At 61.0% G+C, this 12,082-nt stretch carries 14 protein-coding genes and 1 tRNA gene; 12 read left to right on the plus strand and 3 right to left on the minus strand.

What is annotated here, in order from left to right; genetic code table 11:
• Window positions 1–12: 12 nt before the first annotated feature.
• A complete protein-coding gene (locus GFJ39_RS00490; protein ID WP_153429086.1) occupies window positions 13–2,130 on the plus strand; it encodes a prolyl oligopeptidase family serine peptidase in 2,118 nt (705 codons plus the stop codon).
• A gap of 120 nt (window positions 2,131–2,250) precedes the next feature.
• Here the strand turns inward: GFJ39_RS00490 and rpsU are convergent, their stop codons facing one another.
• The gene (gene rpsU / locus GFJ39_RS00495; RefSeq protein ID WP_011251722.1) at window positions 2,251–2,454 is read right to left on the minus strand and encodes a 30S ribosomal protein S21; all 204 of its coding nucleotides are present in this window, start codon (window positions 2,452–2,454) and stop codon (window positions 2,251–2,253) included.
• A gap of 201 nt (window positions 2,455–2,655) precedes the next feature.
• On the opposite strand from rpsU, the gene def reads away from it, so the two are divergent.
• Genes def through GFJ39_RS00515 form a run of 4 tightly spaced genes read left to right on the plus strand, consistent with a single transcriptional unit; the run spans window position 2,656 to window position 5,717 of the window.
• Window positions 2,656–3,168 carry a peptide deformylase gene (gene def / locus GFJ39_RS00500; protein WP_153429087.1) on the plus strand — a complete coding sequence of 171 codons (513 nt, stop codon included), beginning with the start codon at window positions 2,656–2,658 and terminating at the stop codon, window positions 3,166–3,168.
• Window positions 3,165–3,653 (plus strand): MarR family winged helix-turn-helix transcriptional regulator, encoded by a 489-nt coding sequence (locus GFJ39_RS00505; RefSeq protein WP_325062754.1) that lies wholly within the window; start codon window positions 3,165–3,167, stop codon window positions 3,651–3,653. The genes def and GFJ39_RS00505 overlap by 4 nt, the downstream gene beginning before the upstream one ends.
• Window positions 3,650–4,348, plus strand: coding sequence for a response regulator (locus GFJ39_RS00510; protein WP_153429088.1), 699 nt, complete (start codon window positions 3,650–3,652; stop codon window positions 4,346–4,348). Before GFJ39_RS00505 ends, GFJ39_RS00510 begins: the two co-directional genes overlap by 4 nt.
• The gene (locus GFJ39_RS00515) at window positions 4,326–5,717 is read left to right on the plus strand and encodes an ATP-binding protein (RefSeq protein WP_153429089.1); all 1,392 of its coding nucleotides are present in this window, start codon (window positions 4,326–4,328) and stop codon (window positions 5,715–5,717) included. Before GFJ39_RS00510 ends, GFJ39_RS00515 begins: the two co-directional genes overlap by 23 nt.
• 6 nt (window positions 5,718–5,723) lie before the next feature.
• Here GFJ39_RS00515 and GFJ39_RS00520 read toward each other — a convergent pair whose 3' ends face one another.
• Complete coding sequence (locus tag GFJ39_RS00520; RefSeq protein WP_153429090.1) at window positions 5,724–6,296, minus strand: outer membrane protein assembly factor BamE; 573 nt, start codon at window positions 6,294–6,296, stop codon at window positions 5,724–5,726.
• 107 nt (window positions 6,297–6,403) lie between these two features.
• Between GFJ39_RS00520 and GFJ39_RS00525 the strand changes: the two genes are divergently transcribed.
• The 7 genes from GFJ39_RS00525 to GFJ39_RS00555 all read left to right on the plus strand — a co-directional run bounded on the left by GFJ39_RS00525 (window position 6,404) and on the right by GFJ39_RS00555 (window position 10,869).
• Window positions 6,404–6,985 (plus strand): DUF177 domain-containing protein, encoded by a 582-nt coding sequence (locus tag GFJ39_RS00525; protein ID WP_153429091.1) that lies wholly within the window; start codon window positions 6,404–6,406, stop codon window positions 6,983–6,985.
• A 153-nt stretch (window positions 6,986–7,138) separates the two neighbouring features.
• Window positions 7,139–7,351, plus strand: coding sequence for a 50S ribosomal protein L32 (gene rpmF, locus GFJ39_RS00530; RefSeq protein ID WP_062510111.1), 213 nt, complete (start codon window positions 7,139–7,141; stop codon window positions 7,349–7,351).
• A gap of 73 nt (window positions 7,352–7,424) precedes the next feature.
• Complete coding sequence (gene plsX / locus GFJ39_RS00535) at window positions 7,425–8,534, plus strand: phosphate acyltransferase PlsX (RefSeq protein WP_153429092.1); 1,110 nt, start codon at window positions 7,425–7,427, stop codon at window positions 8,532–8,534.
• A 5-nt stretch (window positions 8,535–8,539) separates the two neighbouring features.
• Window positions 8,540–9,514 (plus strand): beta-ketoacyl-ACP synthase III, encoded by a 975-nt coding sequence (locus GFJ39_RS00540; protein WP_153429093.1) that lies wholly within the window; start codon window positions 8,540–8,542, stop codon window positions 9,512–9,514.
• A gap of 74 nt (window positions 9,515–9,588) precedes the next feature.
• Entirely contained in the window at window positions 9,589–9,915 is a 327-nt protein-coding gene (locus GFJ39_RS00545) for an integration host factor subunit alpha (RefSeq protein ID WP_062456986.1), read from the plus strand.
• Window positions 9,905–10,732: a MerR family transcriptional regulator gene (locus GFJ39_RS14160; RefSeq protein ID WP_228391719.1), complete on the plus strand. Its 828-nt coding sequence runs from the start codon at window positions 9,905–9,907 to the stop codon at window positions 10,730–10,732. Before GFJ39_RS00545 ends, GFJ39_RS14160 begins: the two co-directional genes overlap by 11 nt.
• A gap of 60 nt (window positions 10,733–10,792) precedes the next feature.
• Window positions 10,793–10,869 (plus strand) — tRNA-Pro (locus GFJ39_RS00555).
• A 22-nt stretch (window positions 10,870–10,891) separates the two neighbouring features.
• Here GFJ39_RS00555 and GFJ39_RS00560 read toward each other — a convergent pair.
• Window positions 10,892–12,016, minus strand: coding sequence for an AI-2E family transporter (locus GFJ39_RS00560; RefSeq protein ID WP_153429094.1), 1,125 nt, complete (start codon window positions 12,014–12,016; stop codon window positions 10,892–10,894).
• Between the last annotated feature and the right edge of the window lie 66 nt (window positions 12,017–12,082).

Raw genomic sequence — 12,082 nt, forward strand, 5'->3', positions numbered from 1 at the left:
TAAAGGCTTTCCATGTTTCCTGTTCTTGCGAGAGCACTGTGCCTGTCTCTCTCCATCCTGCCTCTGGCAGCCTATGCGGGTTCGCCCTCTCTCCCAACTCCCGCCGAACTGAGCCAGACAGATGGCGCGAAGGCGCTGGACTGGGTGAGGGCACAGAATGCCCATACAGAGGCGGTCCTCACATCTGATCCCCGCTACAAACCCCTGTATCAGAAAATCCTGACGGCCCAGCAGTCTCCGGTCCGTCTTGCCGTTCCCACGCAGCAGGGCGGGGAAATCTGGAACTTTTGGCAGGACGATGTGCATGTCCGCGGGATCTGGCGTAGCACTTCGGTAGCATCCTTTAATTCCGGTCATCCGGAATGGAAAACGCGCTTCGATCTCGATGCTCTGGCCCGCACCGAACATGCCAACTGGGTCATGGAGGGTCTTGAGTGTCTTGCGCCGCAGGATCGCTTCTGTCTCATGTCGCTATCCCAGGCGGGGGAAGATGCGCATGTGGTCCGGGAATACGACACGCAGACGGACAGTTTCGTAAAAGACGGATTCGCTCTGCCGTCCGGAAAACAGACTGTCACCTGGGTGGATGCCGATACGCTTCTGGTTTCGCGGGACTGGGGAACGGGCGATGCGGGGCTGACCCGGTCAGGATATCCCTATTCGGTCCGCCTGCTGCGGCGTGGTCAGTCACTGGCTCAGGCGGTCGAAATCTATCGTGGGCAGCCCACGGACATGGATGTCTCGCCGGAGAGGCTGCGTGATGAGAAGGGGCGGAGGCTTTTCCTTATCAGCCGTCATCGGGATTTCTTTCACACGGAAGTCAGCCTTTTCAATCCTGTCACGCATCAACTGAGCCGGCTGCCGCTTCCGGAGAAATACGACAGCCTTTCCTATCTGGATGGTCAACTGGTCCTGCATCTGCTTCAGGACTGGGTCCTGCCCGGACGGACATTCCGGGCGGACAGCATTGTTGCCCTGGATCCGGCAAAGCCGTCTGAACCCCGGCTGATCCTGTCGCCGACGTCCCGTCAGACCATCGGGGATGGTATGGGGGACGCTGTGGCGGTGACCAGGGATGGTCTGGTGGTTGTGGTGTATGACAACGTCCAGCCTGTCCTGAAGCTTTTCCGCCATGAGGCGAGCGGGGCATGGACCGTGCGTTCCATTGCGCTTCCCAAAAACATGGCGGCGGCAATCGTCTTGTCAGATCCGAAGCTTGCGCAGGCTTATCTTCAGCTTGAAGGATTCATTCAGCCGCCGCAGTTGTGGAGTCTGAATACGACGTCACAGACCGCCCAGCCTTTGTATCGTCAGCCGGACCTGTTCGACACGTCCGGTCTGGTCGTGGAGCAGATGTCGGCGACCAGCACGGATGGCACGGTCATTCCCTATTTCATCGTTCATGCCCGAGACTGGCGGAAGGATGGTGCCCGTCCGACCCTGATGACGGCTTATGGCGGGTTCGGGCTTTCATATCTGCCCGTCTATCATCCGGATCTGGGGATCACGTGGTTTGACCGTGGTGGCGTTTACGTCATGGCCAATATCCGTGGTGGCGGAGAATTCGGCCCGGCCTGGCATGATGTTGCCCGACGGGAAGGGCGGCAGAAAGCTTATGACGACTTTGCTGCGGTGGCCCGCGATCTGATCGCCAGGCATATCACGTCCCCGAAGCATCTGGGACTGAGGGGGCGGTCCAATGGTGGTCTTCTGGCGGGTGTGGAGTTCACCCAGCATCCCGACCTTTGGAGTGCGGTAATCATTGGTGTTCCGCTGCTGGACATGATGAATTACGAGCAGATGGCGGCTGGTGCATCCTGGGCTGCGGAATATGGCAGCGTCTCCGAGCCGGGGCCGCGCGCTTTCTGGGAAAAGATGTCGCCCCTGCAGAACCTGAAAGCCGGTGTGTCCTATCCTGAGCCGTTCATCTTCACGTCAACGCGGGATGACCGGGTTGGTCCGATCCACGCTCGCCGGTTTGCGGCCCGGCTGGAAAGCCTGAAGCTGCCTTTTCTGTATTATGAAGATGTGGAAGGTGGCCATGCCGGTACGGTCAATGCTGCTGAGATCGCGCATGAGCGGGCTCTTGAAGCGATCTATCTCAGCCACAAGCTGATGGACGCGCAATAAATCACGCCTCTCCCCTGTCCGTTCAATGTGACGGGCAGGGGAGAGGGGCGGATTTCAGGTACAAAAAAAGCCGCTGTCCCGAAGGACGCAGCTTTCTTTTCGTTCGGAAAACGGGAAGGCTCAGAAGCCTTCACGCTCCAGACGCTTACGCTCCATCTTGCGGGCGCGACGAACAGCTTCGGCTGCTTCGCGGGCGCGCTTCTCGGAGGGCTTTTCGAAGTGGCGACGCAGCTTCATCTCACGAAACACGCCTTCGCGCTGCATCTTCTTCTTGAGCGCCTTAAGCGCCTGGTCAACATTGTTGTCACGAACGAGAACCTGCACGGTGCCGTCAACTCCTTATGGGCCCGCTCTTCAGCGCCACCCGTGATATGGCATTCCAACTAAGGATGGTGCCCTTAACACATCTTTCGCGGGGAACGCAATTCATTCAGGAACGCTTGAATGGATTATTCCCAACGCGCACTCTGGAAGCGCACTCTGGGGTGCCCGGATGCCAATCCCCTTTGAAGGACAGACGTTTTCATGGCCCTGCTCAAGATTGCCCGTATGGGCAACCCCGTCCTGCATCAGGTGGCACAGGCTGTTTCCGAGCCGAAATCCCCGGAAATCCAGTCACTCATCGCGGATATGCTGGAGACGATGGCTGATGCACGCGGGGCCGGACTGGCGGCGCCACAGGTTCATCATTCCAAGCGGATTTTCGTCTATCACGTTCCCACGAACCGCGTGGCGAATCCCGAAGAGGTATTGCTGCCCCGCGTTCTCATCAACCCGGAAATCACGCCTGTCGGTGACGAGATGATGATTTGCAGCGAAGGCTGCCTGTCGATTCCGGGGCTGCGGGCCGATGTGCCGCGCCATGCGAAGGTCCGGTATTCAGGCCTGGATGAGAATGGTGAGGTGCTCGAAGGCGAGGCAACCGGTTTTCATGCCAATGTCCTGCAACACGAGAACGACCATCTGAACGGTATTCTCTATCCGCAGCGCATTACCGATTTCGAGCGATTCGGATATGTGGAAGAAATTCTCCGGTGAGTTCCCGTCTCATGGACGTTCCGTCATCCGCCACGGCGCATCTCTATCTGCGCGAAGACCGTATCCGTCAGTCCTACGAAGCCATGATGCTGGCCTGGCGGACCCTGAATGCCGATTGTGAGGTGCTTTTGCGTGAGAAGGGGCTGGGGCCTGCGCATCATCGCATCCTGTTTCTGACCGCCGCCCATCCGGGAATCACGCCCGGGGTTCTGCTGAACAGTCTGGGCATTACCAAGCAGTCTCTGGGGCGTGCTCTGGGAGATCTGCGGGAGCGCAAACTGCTTATTCAGGAAGAAGACCGTCATGATCGCCGCAAACGGCCGCTGCGACTGACGGCGAGCGGAGAAGCGCTGGAGCGCGAACTCTTTCTCATGATCCGAGAAGTCATGACCCGGGCGTATCGCGAAGCCGGCATGACGGCTGTCGAAGGGTTCCGGCGTGTTCTGGCGCCCCTTCAGGCTCCGGCGGAAAGTCGTGCACGATGAGCGATGAACATATTCTGGTGGTCGATGATGACCCGCGTCTGCTGCGGCTGCTTCAGCGTTACCTGTCGGAAAATGGCTATCGTGTCAGTACGGCGCTCGACGCGCAGACGGCACGGGAAGTCCTGGAACGTATTCAGCCGGATGCTCTCGTCCTCGATGTGACGATGCCGGGCGAAGATGGCCTGTCCCTGACGAACAGTCTGCGCCGGGATGGCCTGTCGCTGCCGATCCTGCTTCTTACGGCGCGTGGTGAACCGGCGGACCGGATCGGCGGTCTGGAAGCGGGGGCGGATGACTATCTGGGCAAACCCTTCGAGCCGCGGGAGCTTCTGCTCCGTCTGCGGGCGCATCTGCGCAGGATGGTTCCGTCTTTGCCGGCTGTGGATGAGGTGCCGGATGTCCTGCGCCTGGGGGAGCTGGAATTTGACGTCAAACGTGGCCTGCTCAGCGGGCCGCAGGGAGCGGTCCATCTGACGGGCGGTGAGTCCGCTCTTCTGGGGGTGCTGACCCGTCAGCCCGGAACGGTGCTCTCGCGTGAAGCCATCGCCCGTGCTCTTGAAATGGACGAGATCGGCGAGCGGGCCGTCGATGTTCAGGTCACGCGCCTGCGCCGCCGGATCGAGGTCGATCCCAAGGAGCCACGTTTCCTTCATACCGTCCGGGGAAAGGGCTATGTTCTCAAGCCGGGACGCTGAGCCTGTGGGAGAGCGGGATGATGCCTGGCAGAAGCTGGACCGCCCGCTGAGGCGTATCCTGCCGCGTTCCCTGATGGGGCGATCCATGCTGATCGTCCTTATTCCGCTGCTGGTCACGCAGGCCATCGCGCTGGGCCTGTTTTATGGCACCTATCTGAACGTGGTTTCCCGGCGCCTGTCGGATGGTGTGACGGGTGAGGTCTCGCTCGTGATCGCCATGATCGAGCATACCTCTTCCGAGGTCGGGCGGACGCTCATTCTTCAGGATGCCTCGTCCCGGACCCAGCTCGGATTTTCATTCCGGCCCGGCGAAAGACTCTCCCGGCATGGCACCAATCACGTCCTCGGCCCGATGGATGACGACTTCGCGCGTTCCATCCGGCAGAATCTTGGGCGGCCCTATGATGTGGACTGGTCGGAGTCTCCGCAGACCGTTCGGGCATCCATCCAGCTTCCGCAGGGTGTGATGGTGGTCATGGTGCCGGTGAAGCGCCTGAATATCGGGCCGATCTGGCTGTTTGTCGTCTGGGCCGTCAGCAGCTCTATCGTACTGTTCCTGATCGCCGGTCTGTTCATGCGCAATCAGGTGCGGGCCATCCGCAGGCTGGGGCGTGCTGCCGAATTGTTTGGCATGGGGCGGGACCAGGGACCGATCCGTCCGCAGGGCGCGCGGGAAGTCCGTCAGGCTGCCATTGCCTTCAACCGCATGCAGGCGCGCGTCAATCGTTTCGTGGCGCAGAGGACGGCGGTTCTCGCCGGGGTGTCGCACGATCTGCGGACGCCTCTGACCCGGTTGCGTCTGACCGTCGCCATGATCCCGACCTTTGGTCCGATCCGCGCCGAGACCCTGAAGCCGGATCTTGCGGATATGGTTGCGGATATTGAGGACATGGAGCGCCTGATCGGCAGCTATCTGTCATTTGCCCGGGGGGAAGGCGCGGAAGAGCCTGTCCTGACCGATCTCAGGGGCATGCTGGATGATGTCGCGGCGGCTACGGTGAGGGCCGGGGGGCAGGTTCTGGGCGTGGAAGGGCGTGAGGGCGTGGAAGCTACGGTGCGCCCCGATGCCCTGCGGCGTGTGCTGACAAATCTTGCGGAAAATGCCCGCCGTCACGGGGGGGCGATGCGCTTTTCCCTGCGTGAGGGAGAGCGGAACGTTGAAATTACGGTTGAGGACAACGGTCCGGGTCTGTCGGCCAGTCGCCGGGCGGCAATTTCGGAGCTTAATGGCACGACGGCCAGTCAGGATGGGAACAGCGGGCTGGGGCTGACGATCGTGCGGGACATCATTCATGCCCATGGCGGATCGATCCGTCTGGTGGAGAGCCCGCTGGGAGGTCTGGGCGTGGTGCTCAGCCTCCCGAAATAGTCAGGCTCAGGGCAGCGAATTACCAGCGCCGCCATTGCCGGTGCCCTGTCCGCCCATCGGGCCGGTGCTGCCACCGAACTGGCTGCTCATGCCGCTCATCGGGTTGTAACGGCCGACATTGCCCAGCAGTTCCTGCAGGATGGATGAACTGGTGCCCGGCGTCGGGGTCTTTGCGCTCACCATGCCGACATATATCGCGTTTTTCTTGTTCAGCGTGTCCATCTTGCGCAGGACGCCGCCGTTATCGAAGTTCAGGACCACGACCTGCTGCTTCTTCACGCTCGGGAAAGTCAGAGGTGTCGGGGACGTGATCATGGATACATAGATCCATGTGTTGTCGTCGAAGGTCGCATGGGCGGTCGGCGAGCCCAGCAGGTCCAGGACATCCGTGCGTGTGCTCGTTCCGGGAACGAGCTGCGCGTAGTCGGTCTTTTCGATCAGGGAGCCACGCGGCTCGGGAATCGGGGCAAAGAACGAGCATCCGCCGAGCAGCAGCGGGACACATGCCACTCCGGCCTGTGCGAAACGGCGAAGGAGGCGTGTTCTGCTTTGGGGCGTCGGGGAAGATGCGTTATTCATGGATCCGGAAACTATCCTGTGCAAGAGAACCGCTCAAATGAGCGCGTGCCCGAACGGCGCCTGCATGTCAACGATTTCCCCCATCTTCCGGGGGATGGAGTGCCTGAATGTCCCATTCACCCGAATTTTCCCGACGCATCCCCTTCAATCGGCTGGGATCGGGACTGGACGAAACGATCGAGGCCTCGGCCGCCGAACGCAAGGCTCTCGCCGCGCGGCTCGGAATCCCCGAGATCGAAACCCTGGTCTGCCGGTTCCGCCTGACGCCTTCGGAGAACCGGAGCGTTCTGGCGGAAGGGCATCTTTCGGCGAAGGTTACGCAGATCTGCGTCATTACGTCCGAGCTTTTCGAGGACGTACTGGCCGAGACATTCTTCCTGAAGTTCATTCCTGCGGCCGACATGCCGGAAGACGAATTCGACATCGATTCCATTGATCTGGATGGACCGGACGAGGTTCCGCATGATGGAAAGGCCGTTGATATCGGTGAGGCGGCGGCTGAACAGCTGGCCCTGATGCTGGACCCGTATCCGCGCAAACCCGGTGCCGGGCTGGAAAATGCAGTTGACGTGGCGCCTGTGGAAGGGGAAGAAGGGATACATCCGTCTGGCGAGGGGCCGGATGGTCCGCGCCGTCCCAATCCGTTTTCGGCGCTTTCCGTGCTGAAAAACGGGGACAGGAAAGAATAAAATCCCACGTCTGACTTGCGGGTTGCCCCAGGCTCTGCTAGAGCCGCCCGCCTGAACTCGACGTAATGACGAGACGACGAACAACAGGGCACCGGATGCCGCGGGGAGCGGAGCAGGGGTGCCGACACTGAAGCAGAAAGAGGCATAAAAGCCATGGCCGTCCCTAAAAGAAAGACTACGCCGTCCCGTCGTGGCATGCGTCGCAGCCACCACGCCCTGGGTGTCGAGGCTCATGCAGAGTGCTCGAACTGTGGCGAGATGAAGCGTCCGCATCACGTTTGCAGCCACTGCGGTCATTATGACGGCCGTGAAGTGGTCGCTGCTGGAAACAGCGGCAAGGGGCTGAAGACCGCCGTCCGCGCCTGATCCCTACCTGCGGGTCCATCGCTTTTCACAGAGCACGGCCCGCATCTGTGATGCTGTCCGGGAAACTGTCTCAATGACCAAAGCGCCTGTCACGTCCGAACGTGACATCGCGGCCTCCGGGCCTTATGCCCTCGCCGTCGATGCAATGGGTGGTGACAGGGCCCCGGATATCGTCCTCGCAGGCCTCGATCTGGCCGCCGACCGGCACCCGAAGGCACGTATTCTCCTCATTGGAGACGAAGCCCTTCTCAAGGTCGCGCTGCTCAGTCACCCTAAAGCAGCCCGTCTGTGCGACATCCGCCACGCCGAAGCCAGTATCCCCATGGATATGAAGCCCACGACGGCCCTTCGCGTCCGCAGGTCATCGATGCGCATGGCCATGGAGGCCGTGGCGGCCGGAGAAGCGCGGGGTGTCGTCTCCGCGGGCAATAGCGGCGCCATGCTGGCGCTTGCGAAAATAATCGTGAAAGCCCTGCCGGGGATTTCCCGTCCCGCCATGGTAGCCGTGCAGCCTTCGGCGCGCGGGGATGTCGTGATGCTGGATCTCGGAGCCAACATCGCCTGCGACGCCCGCAATCTGGTTGAATTCGCGGTCATGGGAGAGGCTTTCGCGCAGGCAGCGCTCGGTCTTCCGTCTCCCACGATCGGTCTTCTCAATGTCGGTTCGGAAGAGCTGAAGGGGGATGACCGTTTGCGGCAGGCTTCCGAGCGTCTCCGGGCCAGTCCTCTGGCGCCCCAGTTCCATGGCTTTGTCGAAGGGCACGACATCACGGCTGGTACGACCGATGTCGTCGTGACGGATGGCTTTACCGGCAATATCGCCCTGAAGACCGGTGAAGGCGCGCTCAAGCTCGCTTTCGGCCTCCTTCGGCGCGTTTTCGAGACCAATCTTCTGACCCGCCTGGGGTATCTTCTTGTCAAGCCGGGCCTGGAGCGGATGCGGGAATGGATCGATCCGCGTCGCTATAACGGCGCGCTGTTTGTCGGCCTGAACGGTATTGTCGTGAAGTCGCATGGCGGTGCGGACGGCGAGAGTTTTGCCGCGGCCGTCGATGTTGCCATGGATGCCGTCACGCACCATCTGAACGACAAGATCCGCGCCCGCCTGGAGCAGCTGGGAATGGGGGCTCCCGAGCCTGTCGCTCCCGCCGCTGCCAAGGCCGCCCCTGAACCTGTGAGCTGAAAAACATGTCCGATCCCATTCGTGTCCGCTTGACGGGTGTCGGGGGCTATCTTCCGCGTGACGTCGTAACCAACGACGATCTTGCCCGGAAATTCGGTATCGAGACTTCGGACGAATGGATCAGGACCCGGACCGGCATCGGCCAGAGGCATATCGCCTCCGGTGACGAGACGACGTCCAGCATGGCGGCCGAGGCTGCGCGTCAGGCGCTGGAATATGCTGGCGTGGATGCGTCGCAGGTCGATGCCGTTCTGGTCGCCACGGCGACGCCGGACCAGGTCTTTCCGGCCGTGGCTGTGCAGGTGCAGGCGCATCTTGGCATGACTGCGGGGTTTGGTTTTGACATCAGCGCGGCCTGTTCGGGTTTTGTCTATGCCCTTGCGACGGCAACGGCCCTGATGCGGTCCGGTCAGGCCAGAAAAGTGCTGGTGATCGGCAGCGAGGTCTTCTCGCGCCTGCTCGACTGGACAGACCGCTCCACCTGCGTCCTGTTTGGCGATGGTGCGGGTGCGGTTCTACTGGAAACGGGCGCCGGGGAAGGCGAGGGCGTTCTGTCCACGCATCTGCACTCGGATGGCCGGACAGGCGATCTCCTGTATGTGGATGGTGCGGTGGGCTGCCCGTCCACATCGCAGCATCTGCGGATGCAGGGGCGAGAGGTTTTCCGTCATGCCGTCGTCAAGCTTTCGCAGGCCGTGGATGAGGCTCTCGAGGCCAATGGTCTGACCGGACAGGACATCCAGTGGATGGTCCCCCATCAGGCGAATCTGCGCATCATTGACGGGATGGCCAAGAAGCTGGCGCTTTCGGCGGACCGGGTCGTGGTGACCGTGGACCGTCATGCCAATACGTCCGCGGCATCGATTCCGCTGGCTCTGAACGAAGCCGTGCGCGATGGACGGGTCAGGAAGGGCGATCTGGTGCTGATGGAAGCGCTGGGTGGTGGTCTGACCTGGGGGTCCGCCCTTATCAGGATGTGAACCTGTGCCCTGACAAAGGGCAGGTTAATGATTGATTCCTTTGACTGTTCTGAACGTCATGATACGCAAGTGACATGAGCACAGTCACGCGCGCGAATCTTGTCGAGCATCTCTATAGTCGTGTCGGTCTTTCCCGGCATGACTCCTCCATGATTCTTGAAAGCCTGCTGGGTGTGATTTCAGACCGCCTTGAAGCAGGCGAGTCCGTGAAACTGAGCGGCTTCGGAACATTCTCTGTCCGCCAGAAGGGCGAGCGTATCGGCCGCAATCCCAAAACAGGTGTGGAAGTTCCCATCCTGCCGCGGGCCGTGCTGGTGTTCAGACCTTCCCAACTGCTGAGGGACCGTATGAACGGTTCCGACAATGGCGCTGCGGCCGAGGCTTCCTCCCATGACAGATAATTCCATATCCCAGGCCGTCGTGGTTTCGCCGAACGATGACCTTGCTTCCGCTCCGGAAAAGGTCAGGAAGGCGCCCGAGGCGTACCGCACCATCAGCGAAGTCGCCGAAGAACTGCACATTCCCCAGCACCGTCTGCGGTCCTGGGAAACCATTTATCCGGGCGTAAAACCTTTTCGCGGGGAAAGTGGTCGTCGCTATTACAGTCCCGAACATATCGAGACGCTACGGCTGATTTCGGATCTGCTTTATGTGCAGGGCTATAAGGGGCAGGGGGTTCTGCGGGTTCTGAGAGAGCGCCGTGCCGAGAAGGCGCGTGCGGCCCAGAAGGCTGTTCCGGAGGCTGTGCCTGCAACGGTGCAGGAGGTTTCGGCAGCATCTGAGGAAGCGGTTCATGTTCCGGTCGCCACGGTTGAGGCGACTGAAGAAAGTCCTGCGCCTGTTGTGAACGCAACGCCGGTGGCCGAGCCTGTCGAGAATGAAGACACTCCGGTGACGCCGACAGAAGCTAGCGTTGACGACATTGTTTTTCCGGAAGTTCCTGCCGCGGCCCATGAGGTCATCGTGACGGAAACGGTTGACAGCACGGCGGAAAATGAGAGCCCCGAAGCCGAAGCCGAAGCCGAAGCCGAAGCCGAAGCCGAAGCCGAAGCCGAAGCCGAAGCGCCCGATTCTGCTCTGCTCGTGACCCTGCGTGACGAAAACGAACTTCTTTTCAATACGCTGGAAAAGACCGAGGCTGAAAACAGCCTGCTGCGTTCGGAACTGCGCGAAATTCTCGAAGAGCTTCGCAATTTGCGAAATCTTCTGCCCGTCTAGTCACAATGCCCCATTGCGGTGACGGCGGGACACTGCTAAACCACCGCCACCGCAGGACGACGGGCAGTAGCGCAGCCTGGTAGCGCACCAGTCTGGGGGACTGGGGGTCGTGGGTTCGAATCCCGCCTGCCCGACCAGTCCTGCGGTAATTTCCCTTTCTTAAGATCCTTTGTCTTCTGCATAGACGCCTTTGCGCGGATTGACTTCCGTCCAGAGTGTCCACAGCAGATGCAGCGCGGCCATGATGGCCGGTCCAAGGAACAGGCCCAGCAGACCCCAGGTCTCGGCCCCTCCCAGAATTCCAAGCAGAACCCACAGGAACGGCATTTTCGTGCTGCCGCCAATCAGGGCGGGGCGGATGAAGTGGTCTGCGATGAAGATCACGACCGAGCCGATGGCCGAGACGACGATCGCACCGATCATGCTGCTCTTTGCCAGCAGAAGCAGGGCCACCAGTCCGACGGTCGGCCAGGCCAGGAACGGGATCATTGCCGCCACGGCCGTCACCATCGCAAATAGCAGGGGCTGGGGCGCGCCCGTTGCCATGTAGACGATGCCCATGATCGCCCCTTCGCCCAGACCCACCAGAACAAGCCCTGCCAGCGTGCCGTGCACGGACGAGATCATCTGCTTGGCCAGGCTTTCACCCTGTTCGCCGAACAGGCGCTGCGATCCGAGCAGGCATTTGCGGATCACGCTGTCTCCATCCTTGAGCAGGAAGAACAGCGTCAGGAGCGAGAAGGCGAACAGCGTGCCGCGGCGTGCAAGCTGCGATCCGACCTGTTTGGTCATCTGCATGCCATGTCCCACATCCACCGAATGAAGCAGATGGGACAGGCGCTGCGGGCTCGTCATGTGGTTCTGCCACCAGTTTGTGGCCTGGGCAGACAGGAACGGCAGGTGCGGGACCCATTCCGGCATCGGGATGCCGTTGTTCCGCACGTCATCAATCCATTCCAGCGCACTCCGCGCTTCATCCGCGACCTTCACCCCCACCAGCGAGACCGGCACCAGGAAGATCAGAGCCACCGCCAGTGTAAAGACCATCGGCAGCCAGTCGCTGCGGCCCAAGCGCAGCTCGGCCCTGCGGTAGAGGGGCCAGATCGAAATGGCGAACACGCAGCCCCACAGCAGCGCGGGCAGGAAGCCCTTGAGTGTGTAAAGGCCGATCGCCACGAAGAAGAGCGCCAGAAAGCCCCGTGCACGCCGCTGGATCGTTCCGGTTGAGGCGGAGGCCTCGACCGTGATGGTGTCGGGAGAAGGGGGCGGAGAAAAATCGGTCATGAGAATTCCGGAATGAAAATATGTCTGAACTGTCGTCCTGTGCAGAGAGACCTGCTCCGACGAGAG

Source organism: Gluconobacter aidae (genome assembly GCF_009547075.1).
Classification (GTDB): Bacteria; Pseudomonadota; Alphaproteobacteria; order Acetobacterales; family Acetobacteraceae; genus Gluconobacter; species Gluconobacter aidae.